This window comes from Rhizobium grahamii CCGE 502 (genome assembly GCF_000298315.2).
Classification (GTDB): Bacteria; Pseudomonadota; Alphaproteobacteria; order Rhizobiales; family Rhizobiaceae; genus Rhizobium; species Rhizobium grahamii.
Genome location: NZ_AEYE02000013.1, coordinates 18,118 through 42,926 on the forward strand (window position 1 = coordinate 18,118; position 24,809 = coordinate 42,926).

The 24,809-nt window shown below is 60.0% G+C and carries 23 protein-coding genes; 9 read left to right on the forward strand and 14 right to left on the reverse strand.

All coding sequences use genetic code 11. From position 1 onward, the window contains the following. From sufD to RGCCGE502_RS10285, 4 genes are all read right to left on the reverse strand, one after another. A complete protein-coding gene (gene sufD, locus RGCCGE502_RS10270; protein ID WP_016554097.1) occupies window positions 1-1,275 on the reverse strand; it encodes a Fe-S cluster assembly protein SufD in 1,275 nt (424 codons plus the stop codon). Window positions 1,276-1,298: 23 nt separating this feature from the next. Then, window positions 1,299-2,054: a Fe-S cluster assembly ATPase SufC gene (gene sufC, locus RGCCGE502_RS10275; protein ID WP_016554098.1), complete on the reverse strand. Its 756-nt coding sequence runs from the start codon at window positions 2,052-2,054 to the stop codon at window positions 1,299-1,301. Window positions 2,055-2,127: 73 nt separating this feature from the next. Further along, on the reverse strand, window positions 2,128-3,597 hold the full coding sequence (sufB, locus tag RGCCGE502_RS10280; RefSeq protein WP_016554099.1) for a Fe-S cluster assembly protein SufB: 1,470 nt from the start codon (window positions 3,595-3,597) through the stop codon (window positions 2,128-2,130). Between the two features lie 144 nt (window positions 3,598-3,741). Beyond that, window positions 3,742-4,908, reverse strand: a complete 1,167-nt coding sequence (locus tag RGCCGE502_RS10285) for a cysteine desulfurase family protein (RefSeq protein WP_016554100.1) — start codon at window positions 4,906-4,908, stop codon at window positions 3,742-3,744. Window positions 4,909-5,111: 203 nt separating this feature from the next. Here RGCCGE502_RS10285 and RGCCGE502_RS10290 point away from each other — a divergent pair, with 203 nt between their 5' ends. Then, entirely contained in the window at window positions 5,112-5,789 is a 678-nt protein-coding gene (locus RGCCGE502_RS10290; protein ID WP_016554101.1) for an alpha/beta hydrolase, read from the forward strand. Here RGCCGE502_RS10290 and RGCCGE502_RS10295 read toward each other — a convergent pair. Both RGCCGE502_RS10295 and RGCCGE502_RS10300 read right to left on the reverse strand, forming a co-directional pair. Continuing rightward, the gene (locus tag RGCCGE502_RS10295; RefSeq protein WP_051158674.1) at window positions 5,786-6,268 is read right to left on the reverse strand and encodes a GNAT family N-acetyltransferase; all 483 of its coding nucleotides are present in this window, start codon (window positions 6,266-6,268) and stop codon (window positions 5,786-5,788) included. The two genes, RGCCGE502_RS10290 and RGCCGE502_RS10295, sit on opposite strands and share 4 nt — an antisense overlap. A 38-nt stretch (window positions 6,269-6,306) precedes the next feature. Continuing rightward, window positions 6,307-7,425: an anhydro-N-acetylmuramic acid kinase gene (locus RGCCGE502_RS10300; protein WP_016554103.1), complete on the reverse strand. Its 1,119-nt coding sequence runs from the start codon at window positions 7,423-7,425 to the stop codon at window positions 6,307-6,309. Window positions 7,426-7,541: 116 nt separating this feature from the next. On the opposite strand from RGCCGE502_RS10300, the gene tyrS reads away from it, so the two are divergent. Continuing rightward, a complete protein-coding gene (tyrS, locus tag RGCCGE502_RS10305) occupies window positions 7,542-8,798 on the forward strand; it encodes a tyrosine--tRNA ligase (RefSeq protein ID WP_016554104.1) in 1,257 nt (418 codons plus the stop codon). A gap of 50 nt (window positions 8,799-8,848) precedes the next feature. Here tyrS and RGCCGE502_RS10310 read toward each other — a convergent pair whose 3' ends face one another. Further along, on the reverse strand, window positions 8,849-12,241 hold the full coding sequence (locus tag RGCCGE502_RS10310) for a YhdP family protein (protein WP_016554105.1): 3,393 nt from the start codon (window positions 12,239-12,241) through the stop codon (window positions 8,849-8,851). Between the two features lie 119 nt (window positions 12,242-12,360). Here RGCCGE502_RS10310 and RGCCGE502_RS10315 point away from each other — a divergent pair, with 119 nt between their 5' ends. The 5 genes from RGCCGE502_RS10315 (at window position 12,361) to RGCCGE502_RS10335 (ending at window position 17,125) form a co-directional block, all read left to right on the forward strand. Further along, entirely contained in the window at window positions 12,361-12,834 is a 474-nt protein-coding gene (locus tag RGCCGE502_RS10315; protein ID WP_016554106.1) for a peroxiredoxin, read from the forward strand. Further along, on the forward strand, window positions 12,831-13,655 hold the full coding sequence (locus RGCCGE502_RS10320; RefSeq protein ID WP_016554107.1) for a ferritin-like domain-containing protein: 825 nt from the start codon (window positions 12,831-12,833) through the stop codon (window positions 13,653-13,655). The genes RGCCGE502_RS10315 and RGCCGE502_RS10320 overlap by 4 nt, the downstream gene beginning before the upstream one ends. Before the next feature lie 96 nt (window positions 13,656-13,751). Further along, a complete protein-coding gene (locus RGCCGE502_RS10325; RefSeq protein WP_016554108.1) occupies window positions 13,752-15,050 on the forward strand; it encodes a M23 family metallopeptidase in 1,299 nt (432 codons plus the stop codon). 157 nt (window positions 15,051-15,207) lie between these two features. Next, a complete protein-coding gene (locus tag RGCCGE502_RS10330; protein WP_016554109.1) occupies window positions 15,208-16,695 on the forward strand; it encodes a DEAD/DEAH box helicase in 1,488 nt (495 codons plus the stop codon). A 7-nt stretch (window positions 16,696-16,702) separates the two neighbouring features. Beyond that, window positions 16,703-17,125, forward strand: a complete 423-nt coding sequence (locus RGCCGE502_RS10335; protein ID WP_016554110.1) for an NUDIX domain-containing protein — start codon at window positions 16,703-16,705, stop codon at window positions 17,123-17,125. A gap of 3 nt (window positions 17,126-17,128) precedes the next feature. Here RGCCGE502_RS10335 and RGCCGE502_RS10340 read toward each other — a convergent pair whose 3' ends face one another. Genes RGCCGE502_RS10340 through RGCCGE502_RS10370 form a run of 7 tightly spaced genes read right to left on the reverse strand, consistent with a single transcriptional unit; the run spans window position 17,129 to window position 22,822 of the window. Further along, window positions 17,129-17,446 carry a TfoX/Sxy family protein gene (locus tag RGCCGE502_RS10340; protein WP_016554111.1) on the reverse strand — a complete coding sequence of 106 codons (318 nt, stop codon included), beginning with the start codon at window positions 17,444-17,446 and terminating at the stop codon, window positions 17,129-17,131. A 3-nt stretch (window positions 17,447-17,449) separates the two neighbouring features. Further along, window positions 17,450-19,084 carry an NTP transferase domain-containing protein gene (locus RGCCGE502_RS10345; protein ID WP_016554112.1) on the reverse strand — a complete coding sequence of 545 codons (1,635 nt, stop codon included), beginning with the start codon at window positions 19,082-19,084 and terminating at the stop codon, window positions 17,450-17,452. After that, the gene (locus tag RGCCGE502_RS10350) at window positions 19,081-19,785 is read right to left on the reverse strand and encodes an XdhC family protein (RefSeq protein WP_016554113.1); all 705 of its coding nucleotides are present in this window, start codon (window positions 19,783-19,785) and stop codon (window positions 19,081-19,083) included. Before RGCCGE502_RS10350 ends, RGCCGE502_RS10345 begins: the two co-directional genes overlap by 4 nt. Then, window positions 19,785-20,114 (reverse strand): XdhC family protein, encoded by a 330-nt coding sequence (locus RGCCGE502_RS10355; protein WP_016554114.1) that lies wholly within the window; start codon window positions 20,112-20,114, stop codon window positions 19,785-19,787. The genes RGCCGE502_RS10350 and RGCCGE502_RS10355 overlap by 1 nt, the downstream gene beginning before the upstream one ends. Further along, complete coding sequence (locus RGCCGE502_RS10360) at window positions 20,111-21,373, reverse strand: vWA domain-containing protein (protein WP_016554115.1); 1,263 nt, start codon at window positions 21,371-21,373, stop codon at window positions 20,111-20,113. Before RGCCGE502_RS10360 ends, RGCCGE502_RS10355 begins: the two co-directional genes overlap by 4 nt. Before the next feature lie 3 nt (window positions 21,374-21,376). Further along, on the reverse strand, window positions 21,377-22,306 hold the full coding sequence (locus tag RGCCGE502_RS10365) for an AAA family ATPase (protein WP_016554116.1): 930 nt from the start codon (window positions 22,304-22,306) through the stop codon (window positions 21,377-21,379). A gap of 21 nt (window positions 22,307-22,327) precedes the next feature. After that, window positions 22,328-22,822 (reverse strand): flavin reductase, encoded by a 495-nt coding sequence (locus tag RGCCGE502_RS10370; RefSeq protein WP_016554117.1) that lies wholly within the window; start codon window positions 22,820-22,822, stop codon window positions 22,328-22,330. A 169-nt stretch (window positions 22,823-22,991) separates the two neighbouring features. Here RGCCGE502_RS10370 and RGCCGE502_RS10375 point away from each other — a divergent pair, with 169 nt between their 5' ends. After that, complete coding sequence (locus tag RGCCGE502_RS10375; protein ID WP_019279852.1) at window positions 22,992-24,074, forward strand: branched-chain amino acid ABC transporter substrate-binding protein; 1,083 nt, start codon at window positions 22,992-22,994, stop codon at window positions 24,072-24,074. A gap of 39 nt (window positions 24,075-24,113) precedes the next feature. Then, on the forward strand, window positions 24,114-24,794 hold the full coding sequence (gene rpe / locus RGCCGE502_RS10380) for a ribulose-phosphate 3-epimerase (protein WP_016554119.1): 681 nt from the start codon (window positions 24,114-24,116) through the stop codon (window positions 24,792-24,794). The last annotated feature ends 15 nt before the right edge of the window (window positions 24,795-24,809 follow it).

A 24,809-nucleotide genomic window follows, 5' to 3' on the forward strand; every position in this document is an offset into this window, starting at 1 on the left:
TCAGGCGTGCTTTTCGAGCCAGGCCGAGATGACGCCTTCCAGCGACTCGACCAGGGCTTCATCTTCCAGTTCCTCGACGATCTCGGCGACGAAGGCGTTGACGAGCATGGCGCGCGCCTTCTTCTCCGGAATACCGCGAGCCATCAGGTAGTAGAGATGGTTGTGATCGATGTCGGCAACGGTTGCGCCGTGACCGCACTGAACGTCGTCAGCAAAAATCTCGAGTTCCGGCTTCACCGAGAATTCGGCGTCGTCGGACATCAGCAGCGTGTTGCATGCCATCTTCGCGTCGGTCTTCTGCGCATCCGGCGCAACCCGGATCATACCCTGGAAGACACCCTTGGCGCGGTCGAAGACGACGTTGCGGATGACTTCGGTGGAACCCGTATGCGGAACGTTGTGGCCGAGAACCATGGTCACGTCGGTATGGGTTTCGGCGCCAAGCAGATTGATGCCGCGCAGCGTCAGATCGGCGCCCTCGCCCGTCACCTTGATGTGCAGTTCCTGACGAACCAGCTTGCCGCCGGCATTGATGACGAACAGCTTCAGCTTGGCATCGGCACCGAGGTCGACACGGATCTGGCCGAGGTGCGTATCCTCGACACCCTGCTGCTGGACGATGATCCAGGTAAGCTCGGTGCCCTCTCCGACCGTGATGTCACTGACATGCGACACGAATGCCGCATCCGACGTCGCCGCCAGGTGACGCTCGATGACAGTCCCCTTAACGTTGGCGCCGAAGCTGACCGGAAGGCGCGTATGCGCCTGGCCGCCAGCGTGAACGAACTGGATCTCCAGTGGCTCTTCAAGCGAAGTCTCGGCGGGAACGTCGAGGACATAGCCATCGCGCACGAAGCTGCCGTTGATGCGACCGATCGCGTCGTCGCTGCCGAGCGCACCGAGGCTGGTGGTAGCAGCACCGCTGGAAAGCAGAGCCGCGTAGCCGGATACCGCAAGACCATCGACCGAGCGCTTGAGATCGGGAACGCCCTGAATGACCGACAGAACCGAGGATTCTTCGACCAGCGGGTCACGGGCTTCGGAACCGGCATCGCCAGCCTGATCAGGAATGGCGCGCAGCAGGGTCTTGAGGTCGGTATAGTGCCAGGCCTCGACGCGACGCGTCGGCAGGCCGGCCTTCTTCAGGTCGTCGAGCAGGCGGTCGCGGATTGCGATAACCGAACCGTCGCCCGGCAGTTCGCCGATCTGGTTGTTGAAAGCCTCGATGAGCGCCGCTTCCGCAGCGGTCTGGCGGCTCGTCGTCTGCATGTTCATGAGACTCGTCCTTTCCGCCGTAATCAGGCTGCCGCACCGATGATGTCGGCGTAGCCATTGGCTTCCAGATCATGCGCCAGCGTCTTGTCGCCCGACTTGATCACCTGGCCCTTGTAGAGAACGTGAACCGTATCCGGGACGATATAATCGAGCAGGCGCTGGTAGTGGGTGATGACGATGACGGCGCGATCCGGCGAACGCAGCGCATTGACGCCATCTGCAACGATCTTCAGCGCGTCGATGTCGAGACCGGAATCGGTTTCGTCCAGGACGCAAAGCTGCGGCTGCAGCAGCGCCATCTGCAGGATTTCGGCGCGCTTCTTCTCACCGCCGGAGAAGCCGACGTTCAGCGGGCGCTTCAGCATTTCAGTGTTGATCTGCAGCTTGGCGGCAGCGTCCTTGACCAGACGCATGAAGTCAGGCGTCTTCAGCTCTTCTTCGCCGCGAGCCTTGCGCTGCTCGTTCATCGCGACCTTCAGGAACTGCATGGTGGCTACGCCCGGAATTTCGACAGGATACTGGAAGGCCAGGAAGATGCCCTTGGCGGCGCGCTCGGCAGCGTCGAGCTCCAGGATGCTCTCGCCGTTATAAAGGATATCTCCTTCGGTGACTTCGTAGTCTTCACGGCCCGACAGGATGTAGGAGAGCGTCGACTTGCCGGAGCCGTTCGGGCCCATGATGGCGGCGACTTCGCCAGCCTTCACGGTGAGGTTCAGGCCGCGGATGATCTCGGTGCCGTCTTCGGCGATGCGGGCGTGCAGGTTCTTAATCTCAAGCATGGTCTTGTCCCATAAAAAGCAATCGGAGAAAGGCGCGATCCACGCGCCCTCGCGCATTCATTGTCGTGTTGCGTCAGCCGACGCTGCCTTCAAGCGAGATGCTGATGAGCTTCTGCGCCTCGACGGCAAATTCCATCGGCAGTTCCTGCAGGACTTCCTTGACGAAGCCGTTGACGATCAGGGCGATCGCCGCTTCTGTCGGAATACCGCGCTGCAGGCAATAGAACAGCTGGTCCTCGGAAATTTTCGAGGTCGTCGCTTCGTGCTCGAACTGCGCCGTCGAATTCTTCGCCTCGATGTACGGCACCGTATGCGCGCCGCACTTGTCGCCGATCAGCAGCGAGTCGCACTGAGTGAAGTTACGCGCGTTCGACGCCTTACGGTGGGCCGAGACCTGGCCGCGATAGGTATTCTGCGACACGCCGGCGGCAATACCCTTGGAGACGATGCGGCTCGACGTGTTCTTGCCGAGATGGATCATCTTGGTGCCCGAGTCGATCTGCTGGTGACCGTTCGATACGGCGATCGAGTAGAACTCGCCTCTGGAGTCGTCGCCGCGCAGGATGCAGGACGGATACTTCCAGGTGATAGCCGAGCCGGTCTCGACCTGCGTCCAGGAGATCTTCGACCGGTCGCCTCGGCAATCGCCGCGCTTGGTGACGAAGTTGTAGATGCCGCCCTTGCCCTGTGCATCGCCGGGATACCAGTTCTGGACAGTCGAATACTTGATCTCGGCATCGTCGAGCGCAACGAGTTCAACGACAGCAGCATGCAGCTGGTTTTCGTCGCGCTGAGGCGCCGTGCAGCCTTCGAGGTAGGAGACGTAGGCGCCTTCTTCGGCGATGATCAGCGTGCGCTCGAACTGGCCGGTGTTCTTCTCGTTGATGCGGAAGTAGGTGGACAGTTCCATCGGGCAGCGAACGCCCTTCGGAACGAACACGAACGACCCGTCCGTGAAGACTGCCGAGTTCAACGTTGCATAGTAGTTATCGGAAGTCGGAACGACCGAACCGAGGTACTTCTGCACCAGTTCCGGATGCTCGCGGATTGCTTCCGAGATCGACATGAAGATCACGCCGGCCTTCTTCAGCTCTTCCTTGAAGGTGGTGACGACGGAGACGGAGTCGAAAACGGCATCAACCGCAATCTTCGGCCTCTCGACGCCAGCCAGGATTTCCTGCTCCTTGAGCGGAATACCGAGCTTCTCGTAGACCTTGAGGATTTCAGGGTCGACTTCGTCAAGCGACTTCGGGCCAGGCGTGCTCTTCGGAGCAGCATAGTAGTAGATGTCGTTGAAATCGATCTTAGGATAGTCGACGCGCGCCCAGGTGGGCTCTTCCAGCGTCAGCCAGCGCTTGTAGGCTTCCAGACGCCATTCCAGCATCCATTCCGGCTCCTGCTTCTTGGCGGAGATGAAACGGATGATGTCTTCGGACAGGCCCTTGGGTGCCTTGTCCATTTCGATGATGGTCTCGAAACCGTATTTGTACTGGTCGACGTCAATCTCGCGGACGCGATCAACCGTTTCCTGGACGGCGGGCATGTCATTCTCCAATCTCGCCGGAGAAAAGGTCCGGCAGCTTGTCGTTCGGGCAGTATAGGTTTGCCCCGTATGTAGGTGGCCAAAAGGGACTTTTCAGCCCGAATGGCAAGCGGAAAATTGCCTTTCCGCAAATTTATGAAGCGGTCACGCCGCCTCTCCGGCCGGCTTGCGCCGGGCGGCTATTTTCGCAAAGACGGAAATCGCCTTGTCGATCTCCTCTTCGGTCGTGGCAAAGCCCAACGAAATGCGCAGAGCACCCAGTTTTGGGTCACGCCCCATGGCAACCAGAACATGGCTCTCGCCGACCTTGCCGGATGAGCAGGCGGACCCCGCGGAGAGCGCCACACCTTCAAGATCGAAGGCGATCTGACCCGTTTCGGCTTTCAGTCCCGGCAGCGTGAAGAAGGTCGTGTTCGAAACACGCTCACCCTCGGCACCGTAGACGATGACATCGGGCGCTGCGCCGCGCATGCCGCTTTCCAGCCGGTCACGCAGCACAGAAATCGCCGCGTTGCGGGCGTCGAACTCCGCGACCGCAGCTTCGGCAGCAGCGCCAAAGCCAATGACAGCAAGGGAATTCTCTGTCCCCGAGCGGTGACCCTTCTCCTGGCCACCGCCATGGATCAACGGCCGTGGCATCAACACTTCCCCGCGTGTAACGAGCGCGCCGGCGCCCTTGGGGCCGCCGATCTTGTGCGACGATACGATCAGGAAATCGGCGCCAAGCTCGTTGATATCGAGCTTCAGTCGGCCCGCGGCCTGTACAGCATCGACAACAACCAGCCCGCCCTGCGCCTGCACGATCTTCGCAATATCGCTAATCGGTTGAACGATGCCGGTCTCGTTGTTGACGAGCATGACCGCGACCATCGGCAACCCTGCCGACTTATCGTGAGCAGCAAGCAGAGCCCCAAGAGCGTCAAGATCGACGACACCGGCCTCTGTCACCGGAATTTCCGTCGTCTGCTCCTTCGAAAACCGACCACCCTCGCGCACGGCCGGATGCTCCACCGCCGAATAATACAGCCGACCGATGGCGAGCGGCGTCCGCCCCATCTTGAAATCAGGCGTCAGCACCATGTTGGCTGCTTCCGTAGCGCCGCTAGTAAAGATCACATGCGCGGGATCTGCACCCGTAAGGACGGCGAGCTGTCGCCGTGCCTGTTCGATCGCAGCCCGGACGCTTCGGCCTTCGCCATGCACCGAGTTCGGATTGCCGAACATATCCATGGCGCGCAGAACCGCGTCGCGTGCATTTTGATGCAGCGGCGAAGTCGCGTTCCAATCGAGATAAAGGCGTGGCGGCGCCATGATCTTTGTCCTGCGCTTTAAGCTTGCACGACGCCTCGGCTCATTTTCCTTGAAATTTCGGCCGGGCTTGCCTTATGACACATCCCACAATGCGTGGATCGCCATGCAAGTTTCGAATTGTTCTAAACTGCGTTTTAGAAAAGCTGACAACGTTCGTCAAGTCTGCGCAGCGTGAACGCGAAGAAATAAACGCCGGAGTACCGATGCCCGAAGTCATTTTCAACGGCCCCGCAGGCCGCCTTGAAGGCCGCTACCAGCCCTCCAAGGAAAAGAGCGCGCCGATTGCCCTCATTCTGCACCCGCACCCTCAGTTCGGCGGCACGATGAACAACCAGATCGTCTACCAGCTCTTCTACATGTTCCAGAAGCGCGGTTTCACGACACTGCGCTTCAACTTCCGGGGAATCGGCCGCAGCCAGGGCGAGTTCGACCACGGAGCCGGCGAGCTGTCTGATGCAGCCTCGGCTCTCGACTGGGTGCAGAGCCTGCATCCCGATTCGAAGACATGCTGGGTTGCCGGCTATTCCTTCGGCTCGTGGATCGGCATGCAGCTGCTGATGCGTCGTCCTGAGATCGAAGGCTTCATGTCGATCGCGCCGCAGCCGAACACCTACGACTTCTCGTTCCTCGCACCCTGCCCGTCTTCCGGCCTGATCATCAACGGCGAAGCCGACAAGGTCGCGCCCGAGAAGGACGTTAACGGCCTCGTCGAGAAGCTTAAGACGCAGAAGGGTATCCTGATCACACACCGCACGGTGCCGGGCGCCAATCACTTCTTCAACGGCCAGGTCGAGACGCTGATGGGCGAATGCGAGGATTACCTCGATCGCCGCCTGAACGGCGAACTGGTGCCTGAGCCGGCCGCGAAGCGGATCCGCTAGGCCGACTGCATTTCGGCGGTCATTTCGAACGTCGGACAGGACAATCCGTCAATGATCATAGGCATGCGGCTTCGCATGCCTATTTTCGTCAGGACATGCTGGGACGCGGCGTTGTTCGGATGGGTGAAGGCGATGAACTGTAGCGCCAAGTTCCGCCGAAAAAACCAGTCCATCAGGCCGCTGGCAATCTCCGTCGCATAGCCCTTGCCCCACTCCTGCTGGCGCAGCGAGTAGCCGAGTTCGAAATCCTGCCTGTCGCCGCCGAACAGCGAAAAGCCCGCGCGACCGATGAACCGGCCATCATCACGACTAAGGATCTTGTATTTCGTTGTTCCGTCCCGGGCCTGCTCGCCAAACCAGGTGTGCAACCGCTCCTCGGCCTTCTCCCGCGACCATGGGGCGGCGCCGGAAAGATATCGAGTCGTCTCGATCGTGGAGTGAAGCTCCTGAATGATACCCGCATCGCCCGGTTCCCACATGACAGCGACGAGCCGCAGTGTCTCAAGAATGACCTGCGTCACGGCTTCACCACCACACCGCCGCTGACAGGTGCACGGACCCCGGTCGTTCCCGGAAACGTCAAAGGCAGGCCGTCCAGCGATCGAACTGCCAGATAAGCCCAGGCTTCCGCTTCCATGGAATCGCCATTGAAGCCCGCCTCTTCCGCCGCAATCACTTTGGCACCCTGGCTTTGCGCCAGATCCTTCAGATCCTGCATCAACACGCGATTGAGGCGACCACCGCCACAGATGACATAGAGCGTCGGCCTCACTGGAAGGTGACCTGATGATTTGATGATCGACGCGGCGGCGACATAGGCAAGGGTGCGCGCACCATCGGCAAGCTCTGCGTCCGCACCCGATGGCGCCGGAAAGTCGTTGCGGTCAAGCGAACGCCGCTTCTCCACCGTAAAGACCGGGCTGTTCAAATAGCGATCGGCGAGATCTTGGATGACACGCCCCTCCGAGGCAATCATGCCACCTTGATCGAACGGCACCCCCGCATGCGTCTCGACCCACTGGTCGATCAACGTATTGCCCGGCCCGCTATCGTATCCGACGATGACCCCGTCAGCGCCGATATAGGTCAGGTTGGAAATCCCGCCGATATTGACGAAGCAGACCGGCAAGGTCGCATCGGCGACATTAACGGCAAGCGCTGCGTGATAGACGGGGACCAGCGGCGCACCCTGGCCGCCGTGGACCATGTCGTTGGCGCGAAGGTCATAGGCGACTGGTATCCCCGTCTCGCGTGCGAGAAGAGCCCCGTCGCCGATCTGGACCGTCAGCGCCTCGTCCGGCCGATGCAGCACCGTCTGCCCATGAAAGCCGATGACGTCAATCGCGGATGCATCCAGCGCGTTCGCGGCCAGAAATTCCCTAACGGCAATTGCATGACGTAACGTCAGTTCTCGCTCGATTGATGCCAGTTCGCCCGGCCGCTGCTCACGCCGCGTGATAATTTTCGCCTGCTCCAGCGCAAGCTTCAGCCGGTCGCGAAAGGCAGGCTCATACGCGACACCAAGGGAGGGGCCGCGTTCGACGACGGCACGGCCGTCGGTGCGCAGCAGCGCCACATCGATGCCATCCATCGATGTTCCGCTCATCAAACCGATCGCGGTTCTGATCTTCTCCATGGCGCCTCGCTGGAAGATTCCTGCCAAATGGTGACTGTTCGGCAAAACAGTGCTAAACGCGCCGCGTCACTTCAACAATAGCCAATCCGAAAATCCGCATCCGAGAGCAAAAGGTCATGTCCGAGTTCAAATCCGATTTCCTCCGCACGCTGAAAGAGCGCGGCTTCATTCATCAGATTTCCGATGAATCGGGCCTCGACGAACTCTTCGCCAAGGAAACGGTAACGGCCTATATCGGCTTCGACCCCACCGCTCCCAGCCTGCATGCCGGCTCGCTGATCCAGATCATGATGCTGCACTGGATGCAGGCGACCGGCCATCGCGCCATTTCCCTGATGGGCGGCGGCACCGGCATGGTCGGCGACCCCTCCTTCAAGGAGGAAGCGCGGCAGCTGATGACCGTCGATACCATCGAGAGCAACATCGCTTCGATCAAGCGCGTCTTCTCGAATTACCTCACCTACGGCGAAGGGCCCAAGGACGCGTTGATGATCAACAACGCCGAATGGCTGCGTTCGCTCAACTACCTCGAATTCCTGCGCGATGTCGGCCGGCACTTCTCGGTCAATCGCATGCTGGCTTTCGACAGCGTCAAGACGCGCCTCGATCGCGAACAGTCGCTGTCGTTCCTCGAATTCAACTACATGATCCTGCAGGCCTACGACTTCGTCGAATTGGCCAAGCGCTATGACTGCCGTCTGCAGATGGGTGGCTCGGACCAGTGGGGCAACATCGTCAATGGCATCGACCTCGGTCACCGCATGGGGACGCCGCAGCTCTACGCCCTCACCTCGCCGCTGCTGACGACCGGGTCCGGTGCGAAAATGGGCAAGTCTGCCACCGGCGCTGTCTGGCTCAACGCAGACATGCTGTCGGCCTATGATTTCTGGCAGTATTGGCGCAATACAGAAGATGCCGACGTTTCGCGCTTCCTGAAGCTCTACACAACCCTGCCGATGGACGAAATCGCACGACTTTCGGCGCTCGCCGGCTCCGAGATCAACGAGGTCAAGAAGATCCTCGCCACGGAAGTCACCGCAATCCTGCACGGCCGTGCAGCCGCTGAACAGGCCGCCGAGACCGCCCGCAAGACCTTCGAGGAAGGCGGCCTTGCTGAGAACCTTCCGTCGGTCGACGTACCGGCTGCCGAACTCGACGGCGGCATCGGCCTTCTCTCGCTGATCGTCCGCGCCGGCCTTGCTGCTTCGAATGGTGAGGCACGCCGCCATGTCCAGGGCGGCGCCGTACGCATCAACGATCAGGCCGTCAGTGATGAGCGCAAGGTGATCGGCAGTGGCGAAGTTACCGCCGATGGCGTCATCAAGCTTTCGCTTGGCAAGAAGAAGCACATTCTGATCCGCCGCGCCGCATAGCGCCGACGACATCGAAACGGAAAGCCGGCCTCGAGCCGGCTTTTTTGTGCCTATTGGAATTCAAAGATGTTGCGGAAGACGCCAGGCGCAATGATCGACAGCGGATTGATGATGAGGGCTGGCGATTCCAGCTTGCCCGTCAGCTTGAAGGTAATGCCGATCAGACCACGATCGGTGCCATTGCCGAGGATGAATCCGATCAATGGCAACTCGGCAAACAGGCGATTGAGCCCGTACGCAGGCATGAAAGTGCCGGTCATGTCCATATTGCCGCGCTGGTCGCGTACCGTGCCTTGGAATACCGCGCCGACCTGATCACCACGCACAACACCGTTCTCGATGCTGATCACGCCGTTCTGCGAAACAATTCTGGCAAAGCCACGCTGGAAGCGCTGTGCGGAGGTATCGATGTTCCGCTTGACCGCCGAATTCAGGCTTCGTTGCTCCTGGCCGACGGGCGTCGAGACAATTGAATGCAGCCGCTGCTCGTTCACGAGGGAGAAGCGCCTGATGTCGATCGAGCCATCCCAGCGATCCCCAGCGCCAAGGCGGATCTGCATGTTGAGCAGACCGCCCATCATGTGCTGATAGAGGTCGGCGAAGCGCGAAACCGAGCCGGCATCCCCGCTCGTGACGTTGATAATGCCATTGCCCTTCGTCTGGGCTACGAACGCCTCGCCGCTGTCGGTGACGCCGGTGAAGTTCAATGACTGCAGCCGGCCATCCGCGGTGACGTACAGCATGTCGGCATTCCGCATCTTTTCGTCATTGAAGCCGATGATGCGGCCGAGCTTGGCACGGACGGATACGCTGCCGCTACGGTCGGAGTCACCACCCCCTCCGCCGGCGGACTTCACCCGGGCGATGATCGGGCGCGCATCGGCGCTGTCGCCGGATACGGAGATATCAAGCCCTCCCTTGCTCCTCTTCACCGACACCGCAAAATCGTCTAGCGACGACAGTTTGACGCTGTCGAAATCCGCTTTCATGAGGTTGCCCTTGCCGATGACAAGGGAGCCGTTCGCCCCGAATCCGTCGCCCTTGAGGACGAAGTTTTTCAACTCGGTATTGTCGGCGGGGCCGGATGCCTCGAATGTCGCCGTCGCGCCGATTCCGCCTCCTTTCGACCAGCCGATCCATGGAAGAGACAGCCGTGCCCTTCCAAGGTCGACCGACACCGCCTGCCGGTCCTGATCGATACGATTGAGCTCGACATCGATGCTGCCATCGATGATGTCGTTGAGGCCGGGCAGCACTTTTTCACGCTGGTCGTTGTTGAGCGTGGCTGTGATGGTTTGTTGCGGTTGGACGTCCGATGATTTGTCGGTCGGCTCAACGAGTTTGATGCCAGCGGGAATCCCGTCAATCAGCCCTTTGCCGTCAACGCTTACCTGTTTCGGGTCGGCGTTCAGAACCCCGTCGAGACCGGTGATCCTACGGCCCGAAATTGGCTTGGCGATATCGAGATCCTGCAGCTGCAGCACAGCCTTCCACTCGGCTGGCGGAGGATTCTGCGACGAGATCAGCCCGATGCGTGCCTGCACCTTTGCCGACACCTTGCCTTTGAGGTCCTCAGGCACGAAACCAGCGCGTTGGAGTACCTGGATCGGCTTGTAGGTCAGCAGTTCGCCGACGGCGTCCGCCGCACCGGAAACGGGAAGATTGATCTCGGCCATGAGGGGCTTGTCATAGGTCGACGGCATGACAAACGTACCCTCGCCGACGTTGACAGATCGTCCCGAAGGGAAGAATGCAGTCCCGCCCTTGATGGAGATTGTTGCGCGCGGACCGCTGAGATCAAAGTGAGCACTCGTATCGCGTATCGGCGGGATGTCACCGGCGACGTTCATTCGCGTATCGGCGATATCGAACGCAATGCGGATCTGGTCCTTATTGAGTTTTAGCCCCTTGCCGACCGCCTCATCAAGACGTCCGAATGGAATGAAGACAGAGATTGATGCGTCGGTAACTGTGCCCCCGAAGAGGTTGCGAAGGACCCATTCGCGACCCTTCGACGCCATCCAGAACGGCCATAGCTGTTTGACCGCCGTGGTCTGCAGCTGCTGTGACTGACCAGCAAAACTGATCTCCGGTGACACATCTGCGAGACGGACATGGAGCGAGCCAAAGAGACCGCCGGCCGGGCTTGAAACCCGCATGTTTGGAAATTGGAGCTCACGGCTGGCAACGAGGTATCGACCCGTCGCCTGGATGTCGAAGGCGAGAGGTTGCTCGCCGGACCCCGACGGCGCCGCGGCGCCGCCGCTGACAAGCAGATCAATCCCGAAACCCTTTCCTGCCGACGCATCGACTTTGTCCAGATCGATAAGGGCGCCGCTGAGCGGCACGGATGTGGCGCCGAACTGAACGCGCGACTTTGCAATCTCGAGCGTCTGCTTGGAGAAATCATAGGCGAGATTGATGCGACCGCCGTTCAGTTCTTGCTGGTCGCCGTCCATGTAGAACTGTCCCGGCCTCAGTTCGATTGCGGCAGCGAGCGCCGGCGGCTCTTGATCGCCGGTGCGAACGGCAGAGATCGTCAGATCACTGGCGGCATCGATGCCTTGTCGAATCTGACCCTGAACGTTCCGCTTCAGCGTGAACGGCCCCAGATCGACGCCCGCGATCTGGCCGGTCAGTTTCGAGGTGCGCCCATCAGTCCTTTCGGTGACGATGCTAAGCGTTGCTGGTTTGCCGTTGATCGCAACCTCGCCATCAAGCGCCAGTGCCCCCTGGCGTGTTCGTGAGAAAGCCACGTTGTTGACCACGATCGAAAGCGGACCGTTTGCAGTATCGGCAAGCTTGATGTCGATACCCGAGAGCTTTACCGAGCGTGTTCCGCCCCGCTCGACAAAACCGTCGACCATATCGAGCTGAGCGAACGCAGCTTCCATCGCAGCGGGAATCTGGTCGACGCGAACATCGTCGAGCTTGAGCGGCTTTCCGGATGGTAGCAGCGCTGTGTCGAGCGCTATATCCTCCGCCTCGATCTGTGCAATCGCGATGCGGCCACGGAAGAGTTGCAGCGGGTCAAGCGCGATGCGCATCGCATGCGTTGTCGAGAGGTGCTGTCCGCTCTTCTCGTCGATCATGCTGACGTCGCGCGCCTCGAGCGCAAGGCGCAGGTTTGATGTGAAGCGAATGACGGTCGAACCGACCTCCGCTCGATAGCGGGGTCCGATGGCAGAGTTCAATGCAACCTGCGCCTGCCGCGAAAGCAGCGCGTCGAACATGCCGCTTTCCACCGTGAAGACAAGCGCTGCGAGCACAAAGAGAATAACGGCAACGCAACCACCAGTGATGCCCGCGGTTCGGCGCATACGCGAACGCGACGGCGGGCAACTGACGATGATGGGATCCTCGGCCTGCGCGGAGGGAAGCTCATGCAGTGCGACGATATCTTTCTTGCGGAATCTAACTTTTTCGCCGCGGATCGCCGACATGCGCCTCGCCTAACTCCTCATTTTGTGGTCTGGACCAGACTGGCTGGACGATTGTTCGTCCAATATATATCTGGCAAATCACCTGTTATCCACAAACTCGGCAAAAGAAAGGTTTCTCCATGGCGGATATAAGCATCGGCACCGCAGCGCCGGACTTTGATCTTCCGCGAGACGGCGGAGGCCGCGTTTCGCTCGGTGAATTCCGTGGTAAGCCGCTGGTGCTTTTCTTTTATCCCAAGGACGACACGACGGGATGTACGGCGGAATCGCTCGCCTTCACGGCACTGGCCGACGACTTTGAAAAAGCCGGCGCTGCCGTCATCGGAATGTCTCCCGATTCGGTCAAATGTCATGATCGCTTCATCAAGAAGCACAATCTTGCGGTTGTCTTGGCGTCAGACGAAGAGAAGACGACGCTTCAGGCCTATGGCGTGTGGAAGCAGAAGACCATGTACGGCCGCAATTTCATGGGTGTGGAACGCACCACGTTTCTCGTTCGCGACGACGGGACGATCGGCACGATCTGGCAGAAGGTGAAGGTGTCCGGTCACGCTGAAATCGTGCTTGCAGCAGTGCAAAACCTGTCACGATGACACATGGCTCCGTCACATCCCTGCGGGGTGGTGCGATTAACGCCATCCGTGCGACCGATCTCGACGAGAAAACTGCCCTTGCCCAGGAGACTGCCTCGCGTTGGTTTGGCCGCACGCTGTCACTGCGTTCGCCGCTTGATGCGCCCCTACCCGATCGACCAGGCCGTCCCGACAAGCCGGAGTTGATACCGCCGACGCAGGTCGAAAGGCGCTCCCTGCACACGGTAAAGGGACGCATCGCGCTGCTGCACGCCATTGCCCATATCGAGCTTAACGCGGTTGACCTCGCACTTGATATCGTGGCGCGATTCGCGACCGAACCGGTGCCGAACTCTTTCTTTGACGGGTGGATGCAGGTTGCCTTTGAGGAAGCGAAACATTTCCGCATGGTGCGCGCCCGCCTGAACGACCTCGGCGCGGACTATGGTGATCTGCCCGCCCACGATGGCCTGTGGCAAGCCGCGCATTCAACTAGGAATGACCTGACGGCGCGGCTTGCCGTTGTTCCACTCATCCTGGAGGCGCGCGGCCTGGACGTGACGCCCTCGTTGCAAGCCAAGATGCGCGAAACTGGAGACCTGCAGAGTGCGGCGGTACTCGACGTCATCTACAACGACGAGAAGGGTCATGTTGCTATTGGTGCCAAATGGTTCCGTTTCCTCTGCGCGCGCGAAAGGCGAGATCCCGCCCGCACGTTCCACGAATTGGTGCGCGCGAATTTTCGCGGTCCGCTGAAGCCGCCCTTCAACGACATTGCGCGGGCTGAGGCGGGCCTGACGCCGTCCTTCTATCGCTCGCTGACATCGACTAGCAACGCCTGATCTGCAGCGACAGCAATGCTGACCTAAGTAAATATTAACCATAGTCATGCGTAATTAAGGCAATTGAGGCATTGGCCGTCAATTGGGAGATTCTCCGTGACGCATGCACAGCATAGCCGCGTATTCGGCCAAAGAAAACAAGAGCATATCCTAATCCTGGCAAGCGGCGATCGGGTCCGTCACCTGACGGTCCGGCCGTGGATGGCAGCGCTGGCCTTCTGTTTTGTCGGCGTCTTCTCGATCGGCTATCTGCTGGCTACCTCCTACCTCGTCCTGCGTGACGACCTGATCGGCGCAACGATGGCGAGGCAGGCGCGCATGCAGCATGACTACGAAGACCGCATCGCCGCTTTGCGTGCTCAAGTGGATCGTGTCACGTCGCGTCAATTGCTGGATCAGCAAGTTGTCGAAGACAAGGTAGACAAGCTGATGGAGCAGCAGTTGGCCCTGACGTCACGCCACGGCAAGTTGGGCTCCCTTTTGGATCGCGCCGAAAACTCCGGGCTGGGCGGCAAAGAGACGACGCCGTTGCAGTCGTATGCTCCCGAGGTGAAGAACAAGCGTGCGTCGCTTTCGGGTGCCGTTCAGGCGATCGAAAACCAACTTGCCGGCACTGACGAATCGGCCGACGTGACGATCGACAATGCCTCGCCCACAGATATCCCGGCGCACGAGACTGTCGGCGATCGGGCCGATCGCGTTTTCTCCAAAGTGACGCTGTCGCTGAAGGACATTGAACAGAAGCAGCGCAATCGCATCGCCCAACTGACGAGCGATGCCGGCGGTACAGCCGATGCCATATCCAAGGTCTTGACGCGCTTCCGCATTTCGGTGCCGGCAGAACGCGCAAAGCAAGACGACAGCGCCGTCGGCGGCCCCTATGTTGAACCCGAAAGCGCCGATGATTTCGAAAGCTCGCTTACGCAGCTCGATGATGCCCTCACCCGTCTGGAGACGGTAAGAAGCACTGCCGAATCGCTGCCGTTCCAGAACCCTGCCGTTGGCAAGGAGATCACGAGTTCGTTCGGCAACAGGCGTGATCCGTTCCTTGGGCGCCTGGCGCTGCACTCGGGCATCGACTTCCGCTTTACGCCCGGCGAGAAAGTGCGCCCGACAGCGCCCGGCAAGGTGATCGCGGCTGGCTGGACGGGTGGTTATGGCAACATGGTCGAAGTGGATCATGGCAATGGCATTTCCACCCGCTACGGCCATATGTCGGAAATTCTCGCGAAAATTGGCGACAGGGTTGACCGCGACGATGTGATCGGCCTGGCCGGCAGCACCGGCAGGTCCACCGGCACGCATTTGCACTACGAAGTCCGCCAGAATGGTCGTGCCATCGACCCCATTTACTTCATGAATGCCGGCTTGAAGCTTGCCAGTTACATGAAGTAACTACGCGTGCTAACCACGTCTTTACCTCTGCACTGGTTGCAAGGCCTGTATTCCTTGACTTAAGGACAGTTTCGGCTTATGTCGCGCTGCATTGCGGCATGCAATCACGCCGACTCAACCAGAGCACGGCCGAACCGGAACGGAAACAGTTTTCCCTTTGACGACATTTGCTGATCTTGGCTTGAGCCAAAAAGTGCTTTCCGCTGTGACTGACGCGGGCTACACGACGCCAACCCCCATCCAGGCGGGTGCGATTCCGTTTGCGCTCGAGCGCCGCGATATTTGCGGTATTGCGCAGACCGGAACGGGCAAGACTGCGTCCTTCGTTCTGCCGATGTTGTCGCTGCTGGAAAAGGGTCGCGCCCGTGCCCGCATGCCACGCACGCTGATCCTCGAGCCAACCCGCGAGTTGGCTGCGCAGGTTGCCGAAAACTTCGAAAAGTATGGCAAGAATCATCGTCTGAACGTCGCCCTCTTGATCGGCGGTGTTTCCTTCGAAGATCAGGACCGCAAGCTTGAGCGTGGCGCCGACGTTCTAATCTGCACCCCCGGCCGCCTGCTCGACCACTTTGAGCGTGGCAAGCTCTTGATGAGCGGCGTTGAAATTCTCGTCATCGACGAAGCTGACCGCATGCTCGACATGGGCTTCATCCCCGATATCGAGCGCATTGCCAAACTCATTCCGTTTACCCGCCAGACGCTGTTTTTCTCGGCCACCATGCCGCCTGAAATCCAGAAGCTCGCCGATCGCTTCCTGCAAAATCCGGAGCGCATCGAGGTCGCCAAGCCGGCGTCGACGGCAAAGACCGTGACGCAGCGCTTCGTCGCGTCGCATGGCAAGGACTACGAAAAGCGTGCAGTCCTTCGCGATCTCGTCAAAGCACAGAGCGATCTCAAGAACGCAATCATCTTCTGCAATCGCAAGAAGGATGTTTCCGAGCTCTTCCGTTCGCTGGACCGCCACGGCTTTTCCGCCGGCGCCCTACACGGCGACATGGACCAGCGCTCGCGCATGGCCATGCTGCAGAACTTCAAGGATGGCAACCTCCAGCTTCTCGTGGCTTCCGATGTCGCCGCACGCGGTCTCGACATTCCTGACGTCAGCCATGTTTTCAACTTCGATGTTCCGATCCATTCCGAGGATTATGTGCATCGCATCGGCCGCACTGGCCGCGCAGGCCGTTCCGGCGCTGCATTCACCATCGTCACCCGCCATGACCAGAAACATGCCGACTCGATCGAAAAACTTATCGGCGAGAAGGTCGAGTGGTTGAACGGTGACCTCACCTCCTTGCCCCCTCCCGAGCCGAGCCGTGACGACGATCGTTCGCGCCGCAAGGGCCGGGACAAGGACCGCGGTCGCGGCAAGGGCCGTGGAGGTCATAAATCTGATATCGCCGTCGCAGATAATGACGTCGAGACGATGGAAACAGCAGCACCAGCAAAGGTCGAAAGCGTGAAGCAAGAGCGCAAAGCAGAACAAAACAAGCCGCACCACAACACGCGCGCCGCTCGTCCTTATCCGGCAAACGATGACAATCGCGACCGCCGCCGCTACCGTGACCACGATGACGGCCCGACACCTGTCGGCTTCGGCGATGAGATTCCCGCCTTCATGCTGATCACGGCAAACGCCAAGATCTGACGAGCCCATGGGTACGCCGGGCATCGATTTTCCGGGCGTCGGCGTTGGCCTGGTGATCTTGCGGGATCGCAAGATCCTGCTTTACAAGCGTATTCGGGCCCCTGAGGCCGGCCACTGGAGTATCGTGGGCGGCAAGGTCGACCATATGGAACCGGCCGAGCAGGCGGCACGCCGGGAAGCGGAAGAAGAAACGGGACTTTCGATCGGCCGTATCAATCTCCTCGGCCCTGCCGAAGTTATCAGCACGACAGACGAGCAGCATTGGGTTTCTCTGCTCTACATCGCGTCCGAATTTGACGGCGAACCGCAGCTTACTGAGCCGGAAAAGCTCTCGGACTTCGGGTGGTTTGGTCGTTCCGACCTCCCGCAGCCGCTTTCCGCATTTGCGACCGCTGCCATGCAGCGGTTGAACGCGGACGAATTTCTCTAAGACTTATTCCGCACGGAGCGCCGCTTCATAGGCAAGCCGCACCCATCGCGCCATGAGATCAGGGTCATCATAGGCATCGTCCGGGATCGACCAATATGGCATTTTCACGGGGCTTCCCTTCTTCCCTTCATAGGCCCATTGCGTGGCTCCCGCTGCCGCGAACTCGGAAGCACTCCGCTCGTCGGCCTTGAGCAGCATTTCGCCGCGTACCTCGACCGCAACGATCCGGCCCATATGATAGATGCCCTTGCCACCGAACATCCGCTTGATGGTAACGGGGCCAAGCCCTTGAAACATCTCTTCGATCGCCGCCGAATCCATTCCTTAACCCTTCAAAATTCCGCCGGCGGAGATCACGGCCTCTGGCGTATCCACGTCCAGATGCGCCGCGTCCCCTATGTCGACATCGACCACAGGCACTCCCGATGTCTCGACGATATGCCTCGCACCAACATCACCCTCCAGCTTGAGAACCTCAGCAAATAGCGATTTAGGCAGGATTACGGGATTTCCGCGCTTGCCGCCCGACACTGCACGGATGATCGACTGGCCGTTCGATTGCCGGAATGCTCCGATTAACGCATCGAGATCACCAGTGGAAACACCCGGCATATCAGCGAGCATGACCAAGATACCATCCGCGCTCCGCGCTTGTTCGACGGAAAATCCGGTCGCGAGCGACGAGGCCATGCCGGAGGCGTAGTCTGGATTGTGAACAGTCGTGATGTTCAACCCGGATACTGCCGTTTCCAGCGCGTCCTTCCGGTGGCCGGTCACTACGACGACAGACGATGCCTGACTGCCGATCGCCGTCATGACGGATCTCCGAATGAGCGGCACCCCATCAAACTCAGCGAGCAACTTGTGCGGCCCGCCCTCGCCCATCCGGCTAGCCTTGCCGGCGGCGAGCACGACGGTGACGACCTCGCCGACCCGGGCCGTTTGCGCTTCCGCTTCACGCAAGCGTGGTCGCGCTTGGATTTCCATCAGAAGACCTCCCACCCCCATGCCACTTATATCGAGTGCGCTCGGCTTTTCACCCGCGAGTATCCGATCAAGCACCCAGTCAAAGCCATTCTCTTTGGGGCTGCGTGCGCAACCTGGCGCGCCGATCACCGGCACATCGCCTATACGTCCGAGAACGAGCAAGTTGCCTGGATCGACAGGCATGCCAACCTGCACCACCTCACCTCCCGCCCGTCGAATCGCTTCGGGAATCACGTCCTCATCATCAATGACCGCAGACGCACCGAAAAGAATGATTAGTTTCGCCGCGGCGTCGGGCAAGCGTGATGCTGTCCGGAGTGCCTCGGCGACCGGCTCCACGTCGTGCGCAACCCGTGCTTCTCTGACAAGGTGACTTCCGGATGCGGTAAGTCGGCGAGAAAGCACGCGCGCAGTCTTGTCCATGACCGTGGGCTTGAGCGAAGGCAGTACCGTTGCGATCAATGACACCGATCGGCTCGTAAAAGGTTTGACCTCGAAAGCGGACGTCGCCCGCAGCACCTCGCAGGCCATTTCAAGCCTTTCTCCCGAAACGGCGAGCGGAATGATCTTGAACGTTGCGACCATGTCCCCGTTGCGGACGGGTACGTGGTCATTCAGACAGGCAAGCGTGATGGCGGGATCGATCCTGTTCAGCCGATCAACGGTGCTTCGGTTCGCGACGAACAGGCCGTCCACGGTCGAGTACACATTCACGCGCCCGGTGGACGCTTCCGAGAGGCGCAGGTGATCGGGAGCGACGGCTCCCGCAAGTCGCCCTGCCGCCTCATCCTCACCGATGTCGCCCGGCTCAATGCGTGCCGCAATCACATGCTCGATACCCTCGCCGATCAGCCGTTCAATGTCAGCAGATTCGATCTTGTGCCCCTTGGGCAGGTTGCCGCCTGCAAGCTTCACCGCATGGGCGAGGATCACGCCTTCAGCAACGTCGATGGAAAACGACCCGAATTTCATTTGTTATCACCGGTAGGTGATATTTCGCGGGTCCGCAGTGTATGGATGATCTCGGCGAGAATGGCGACCGCAATTTCCGCCGGGCTTGCTGCACCGATATTGAGCCCAATGGGTCCGCTGATCCTGGCAAGTGCAGCCTCGTCCACGCCGTCGGCACGCAGTCTTTCCAGGCGAGCCGCGTGCGTCTTGCGGCTGCCGAGCGCACCGACGTAGAAGCAGCCAGTTCGCAACGCCTCGGTGATCGGAAAATCATCGATCTTCGGATCATGCGTGACGGCAACCAGCGCCGTATAAGCATCCAGCGGACGCTCCTTGAGCACGTCTACCGGCCAATCAGCGGTCAAATCGATGCCGAGGAACCGCTCGGGCGTGGCGAAAGCCGTTCGTGGATCGATAATCCGGACATCGAAGCCGGCGAGAGACGCCATCTGTGACAGAATCTGGCTGATGTGTACCGCGCCGATAACGACGATGTGCGCCGGCGGCAGATGCACGTTTAGAAAGTAGCGGCGGCCATCGGCCTCGATCGACGTCGACCTTCCCGAACGAAAAGCAGCCTCGATGGCCAGACCAAAGGAAAGGGAGACGGAATCCCCCTCGAAGACGACGCTATCGTCGCCGGTCTCGAGGTCGGTGAGCAGGATGGCGGCCCGGCGCGCCCGGCGCGCATCGTTGAGCCGTCCAAGATTTGTGGCATCCATCAATCGAGCCTTTCGACATAGACGCGGATCCGGCCACCACAGGAAAGGCCGACGCGCCACGCGGTCTCGTCAGCGACGCCGAACTCGAGCATCTTCGCCTTGCCCTCGGCAATAACGTCCAAGGCCTCAGCAATGACAGCGCCTTCGACACATCCTCCTGAAACAGACCCCTCGAAATTGCCGTCGCGGTCGATCACCAAATGGCTGCCGGCGGGCCGCGGGGCCGATCCCCAGGTCTCGATCACCGTCGCTACCGCGACGTCTCGCCCCGCCTTCCTCCAGGCTTCCGCCATCATCAACGGATCAAGGTCAAATGATGTCCCTGTCATGCGATGCCTTTCAATGTTCCGAGGTACCGGCGCGGATCGTATATTGTCGACTTGGTTGCACCGAGTGCTGCTGCGAGATCGTTCAAGGATGATAGATTGTGGACCGGTCGGAATTCGTCAACATGCGGCATCATTGCGCGCACGCCGCGCGCCCTTGGCTCGAAGCCGTCGAAACGCAACAGAGGATTGAGCCAGATCAATCGCCGGCAGGAACGGTGCAGGCGATCCATCTCAGCCGTGAGCAAATCGGTTCCTTCGCGTTCCAGGCCGTCCGTGATCAAGAGAACGACAGCGCCCTGCCCGAGCACGCGCCGAGCCCATAGCCGATTGAATTCCTGCAGCGTTTCGCCGATCCGCGTTCCTCCAGACCAATCCTTGACAGCGGCTGCGCATTCGTCCATCGCCTCGTCAGGATCCTTGTGTCGCATCTGGCGGGTAACGTTCGTGAGCCGCGTGCCGAATAGAAAGGTGTGAACCCGTCTGCGCTTCTCCGTCAGCACATGCAGAAAGTGCAAAAAAATGCGGGTGTACTGGCTCATGGAGCCGGAAATATCGGCGAGAACCACCAACGGTGGCTGCACCTCCCGAATCTCTCGATAGCGCGGCAAAATCAGCCCTGCTCCGCTGCGCAGGGCAGCCCGCATCGTCGCGCGGGGATCGACGTGCGAATGAACATGCGACGGTCGGAAGCGCCTGGTCCGTACCGTGTCCAGGGGTAACTGCAGTTTCCCGAGCGCCTTCTTGGCAGCGGCAATCTCCATCGCGGACATCTGGGCAAAGTCCATACGTCGGAAGACCTCGCTGCCCGACATCGTGAAGCGCGCATCGATCTCGATGTCAGGTTCATCGCGTGGCGGCTTCTCATTCTCTCGTTCGCCAAGGAGTGCGTCCGCAGCGCGGCTCGCGCCGGGTTTTGCCTTCTCCCTGTCACGGGTGTCGGGTGCGCGCGGCGACATCATCGCGATCATCTTCGCGACGAGATCTCGCGAGTGCCAGAAGAGGCGAAACGCCTCGTCGAAGACAGGCTTGTCTTCGTGGCGCTTGACGAAAACGGCAAAGAGCGCGGCGTGAAATTCCTCCCGCGATCCCACGCCGATCACCTCAACCGCCTCGATCGCATCGACGATCGCGGCCGGTCCGATCTTCAGGCCCGCCTTGCGGAGTGCTCTGGCGAAGAAAACGATGTTGTCTGCAAATCGACCTCCGCTTGCTGGAGATGGCGGAGCGACGGTCTGATCCTGTCCGCTTCTCGGATCCATTTGTTATCCAGCCGCCTGCAGTTCGCTTTTGATGTCTTCGAGTACCCGCGCACCGTCGCTGCCTTGGATTCGAGCGATATCATCCTGGTACTTCAACAGCGTCCCGATGGTGTCGGAGATCGTTTCCGGATCGAGCGCCAAGCGATCGAGTTCGGTTAGCGCAGTCGCCCAATCGATCGTCTCGGCAACCCCCGGATTCTTGAAGAGGTCCAGCGTCCGAAGCCGCTGCACATAGGCGACGATCTGGGCGGACAGAGCAGCATTACAGCTTGGCACCTTCCGGCGAATGATCTCGAGTTCCTGCGGGGCATCGGGATAATCAACCCAATGGTAAAGGCAGCGCCTCTTCAGGGCGTCGTGGACCTCGCGCGTCCGGTTCGTGGTGATGATGACAATCGGCGGTTCGGCGGCTCTGATGGTGCCAAGCTCAGGGATCGTAACCTGAAAGTCGGAAAGAACCTCTAGCAGAAAGGCCTCGAAGGCCTCATCGGTCCGGTCGAGTTCATCGATGAGGAAAACCGGTGCCCGACCATTCGCGCTGGATAGAGCCTGCAGCACGGGCCGGCGGATCAGGTAACGCTCGGAAAAGATATCCGATTCGATCCTGTCTCGGTCGGTAAGCCCGGACGCTTCAGCGAGACGGATTTCCAGCATCTGCGCCGGATAGTTCCACTCATAGACGGCTGAGGCGATATCCAGCCCCTCGTAGCACTGCAGGCGGATCAGCGGCCGTCCCAAGGCCTTCGACAGGACCTTGGCGATCTCCGTCTTTCCAACGCCCGCCTCGCCCTCCAGGAACAGGGGGCGCTTCATTTTCAGGGCCAGGAAAAGGACTGTACCGAGGGGCCGCCCCGCCAGATAATTCTGATTGCCCAGCATCGCGATCGTTTCGTCGATCGACGACGGCAGCGGCGGATGAGCTTGATCCGACATGTTTCCTCCCGTTTCGGGAAGTTATAGCGTGTGATAGTCGCGGTTCATATAGACAAGCGCGGGCTTCGCCTCGTTGTAGCGGATGGCGACGACCTCACCGAAAATGATGTGGTGCGTCGACATTTCCTTGATCTCGCTTACGCGGCAATCGAAGGAGGCAAGCGCATCGCGAAGAACGGGCGCCCCGGTCACGAGCCTATCGAAGGCGCCCGTCTGGAACCGTTGGTCGTTTGTCAGTTGGGCGCGGCCGGAAAAGGCATCAGCAAGCGCCTGATGGTGCGCCGCCAGCGTATTCAACGCAAAGATGCCGCTCCGGAAGAAGATGTCATTCTTTGGATTGCTGTTGTTCAAGCATACCAGAATGGTCGCAGGGTCATCCGATACGGAGCAAGCGGCGGTGATCGTCACGCCGCGGCGCTCCTCGCCGATTGCCGTCGTCACGAGTTGCACATGGCCCCCAAAGCGGCTCATCGCATCCCGGTAGAGGCGCGGATCGATCGGTTGTTTGTTCAACAAATGCATTCTCCATCCGGCATCGCCGGGTTGTCGTTTCCTTTAATATGAAGGTGATCTCTTACGTTTTCTACAAAAGCCGGGCGAAAAGCTTCCTCATTGTGCGTTTTTCTTTGACGATCGATGCCGGACGGATAAAAGAGCAGACAAACGATTGGGACCGGCATCTTTTATGAATACTTTGCGTGGCCTAGCACTTCTGCCGATGCTGCTCCTTGCGGCCGGAGAATGCCATGCTGCCGGCCTAATCGTTGGTATCGTAGCGCCGCAGAATGGCAATCTCGCGCCAATTGGTGCCCAGATCATCGCCGGTGCGAGTGCCAAGGTCCAGCAGGACGGCGATACGATCGTCACGATCGACGAGACTTGCGCGGAAAATAGCGGTGCAGCGATCGCCGATGCCCTTATCAATGCCAAGGTTCAGGTTGCCGTGGGCTTTCTCTGCAGCGAGACGCTCGAAGGAGCGCTGCCGAAGCTGAAGGACGCAAATATCCCGGCAATCACTGTCTCGGTGCGTTCGCGCATCCTCATGGAAGATGCGCTGAAGAATGGCTGGCCGCTCTACCGGCTTGCGCCGGCCGATGGTGCCGAAGCGGAAAAGATCATCGACCTGATCCTGCGTGAGTGGGCGGCCTCTCCGATCGCTCTGATCGAGGACGGCACCATCCATGGTCGCGAGCTTACGGAAGCAATCCGCAATGCGCTCGAGGAAAAGGGCCTCAAACCCGTGTTTACCGACACTTATCGACCGGGCCAGGAACAACAGGTCGCTCTCGTGCGACGGCTGAGGAAGGCCGGGGCGACAAAGGTCTTCGTCGGTGGAGATCGCAGCGATGTTGCCGTCATCGCACGAGATGCTGCGGCGGAGAAAATCCATCTCGATATACTCGGTGGGGACGCCATGCGCGCTGCCGACCAGCCACTCCAACTCGCGGACGGCGTTTTGGCCGTTGTCCTCCCAGACTATGCTGCGCGCCCGGAGGCCAAGGCTGTGGTTGACGCGTTCCGCACCAATGGTGCCGAGCCCGAAGGCTATGTGTTGCCTGCCTATGCCGCAGTAGAAATCGCGGCGAAAGCGGCGCTTGATGCCGGCGCGGATGACAGGCCCATTGCCCAGCATATCGGCGGGACGTCGTTCGAAACGGTCATCGGAAAAGTTGCTTTCAATGCCGGCCACGAACTGGCGGATAACCCATACCGCTTGCTGCAGTGGCATGCCGGTTCGTTCGTCCCGCCGAGTCCACCGATCGAGTAGCGTCGTGCGCTTCGGCATGAGTTTTAGGGAGAGATTACAATGACCACGCCCATTCGGATCGCGCCATCCGTCCTTGCTGCCGACTTCGCCAAGCTCGGCCAGGAAGTGCGCGACGTGACAGCGGCCGGAGCCGACTGGATCCATCTCGATGTTATGGACGGCCACTTCGTCCCGAACATCTCCTTCGGCCCCGACGTGATCAAGTCGCTGCGCTCCTACACGGATGCTGTGTTCGATTGCCATCTGATGATCGCGCCGGCCGACCCGTATCTCGAGGCATTCGCCAAGGCTGGCTGCGACCGCATCACCGTCCACGCCGAGGCCGGTCCACATCTTCACCGCTCGCTTCAGACTATCCGAGGGCTCGGCAAGAAAGTCGGCGTGACGATTAATCCAGCGACGCCACTTTCTGCGATCGAGAACGTACTCGATGACGTTGACCTGATCCTCATCATGTCCGTCAACCCCGGTTTCGGTGGACAGAAATTCATTCCAGCAATGGCGGACAAGATTGCCGCCGCGCGGTCACTGATCGGTGACAGGCCAATCGATCTTGAGGTCGACGGCGGTGTAACCGTCGAAACCGCCCCGATCATCGGCAGGGCCGGTGGCAACGTTTTGGTTGCCGGTTCGGCGATTTTCAAGGGCGGCACCGTGGAGGCTTACAAGACCGCGATCAGCGCTCTGCGCAGTGCCGCGGAAGGCCAATCGAAGTCGTGACGAAAGCAGGCCGTC

Excerpts from the sequence above, each read along its gene's own strand:
- sufD (WP_016554097.1), bottom strand. The coding sequence starts at position 1,275 with ATGAACATGCAGACGACGAGCCGCCAGACCGCTGCGGAAGCGGCGCTC.
- sufC (WP_016554098.1), bottom strand. The coding sequence starts at position 2,054 with ATGCTTGAGATTAAGAACCTGCACGCCCGCATCGCCGAAGACGGCACC.
- sufB (WP_016554099.1), bottom strand. The coding sequence starts at position 3,597 with ATGCCCGCCGTCCAGGAAACGGTTGATCGCGTCCGCGAGATTGACGTC.
- RGCCGE502_RS10285 (WP_016554100.1), bottom strand. The coding sequence starts at position 4,908 with ATGGCGCCGCCACGCCTTTATCTCGATTGGAACGCGACTTCGCCGCTG.
- RGCCGE502_RS10290 (WP_016554101.1), top strand. The coding sequence starts at position 5,112 with ATGCCCGAAGTCATTTTCAACGGCCCCGCAGGCCGCCTTGAAGGCCGC.
- RGCCGE502_RS10295 (WP_051158674.1), bottom strand. The coding sequence starts at position 6,268 with ATGTGGGAACCGGGCGATGCGGGTATCATTCAGGAGCTTCACTCCACG.
- RGCCGE502_RS10300 (WP_016554103.1), bottom strand. The coding sequence starts at position 7,425 with ATGGAGAAGATCAGAACCGCGATCGGTTTGATGAGCGGAACATCGATG.
- tyrS (WP_016554104.1), top strand. The coding sequence starts at position 7,542 with ATGTCCGAGTTCAAATCCGATTTCCTCCGCACGCTGAAAGAGCGCGGC.
- RGCCGE502_RS10310 (WP_016554105.1), bottom strand. The coding sequence starts at position 12,241 with ATGTCGGCGATCCGCGGCGAAAAAGTTAGATTCCGCAAGAAAGATATC.
- RGCCGE502_RS10315 (WP_016554106.1), top strand. The coding sequence starts at position 12,361 with ATGGCGGATATAAGCATCGGCACCGCAGCGCCGGACTTTGATCTTCCG.
- RGCCGE502_RS10320 (WP_016554107.1), top strand. The coding sequence starts at position 12,831 with ATGACACATGGCTCCGTCACATCCCTGCGGGGTGGTGCGATTAACGCC.
- RGCCGE502_RS10335 (WP_016554110.1), top strand. The coding sequence starts at position 16,703 with ATGGGTACGCCGGGCATCGATTTTCCGGGCGTCGGCGTTGGCCTGGTG.
- RGCCGE502_RS10340 (WP_016554111.1), bottom strand. The coding sequence starts at position 17,446 with ATGGATTCGGCGGCGATCGAAGAGATGTTTCAAGGGCTTGGCCCCGTT.
- RGCCGE502_RS10345 (WP_016554112.1), bottom strand. The coding sequence starts at position 19,084 with ATGAAATTCGGGTCGTTTTCCATCGACGTTGCTGAAGGCGTGATCCTC.
- RGCCGE502_RS10350 (WP_016554113.1), bottom strand. The coding sequence starts at position 19,785 with ATGGATGCCACAAATCTTGGACGGCTCAACGATGCGCGCCGGGCGCGC.
- RGCCGE502_RS10355 (WP_016554114.1), bottom strand. The coding sequence starts at position 20,114 with ATGACAGGGACATCATTTGACCTTGATCCGTTGATGATGGCGGAAGCC.
- RGCCGE502_RS10360 (WP_016554115.1), bottom strand. The coding sequence starts at position 21,373 with ATGGATCCGAGAAGCGGACAGGATCAGACCGTCGCTCCGCCATCTCCA.
- RGCCGE502_RS10365 (WP_016554116.1), bottom strand. The coding sequence starts at position 22,306 with ATGTCGGATCAAGCTCATCCGCCGCTGCCGTCGTCGATCGACGAAACG.
- RGCCGE502_RS10375 (WP_019279852.1), top strand. The coding sequence starts at position 22,992 with ATGAATACTTTGCGTGGCCTAGCACTTCTGCCGATGCTGCTCCTTGCG.
- rpe (WP_016554119.1), top strand. The coding sequence starts at position 24,114 with ATGACCACGCCCATTCGGATCGCGCCATCCGTCCTTGCTGCCGACTTC.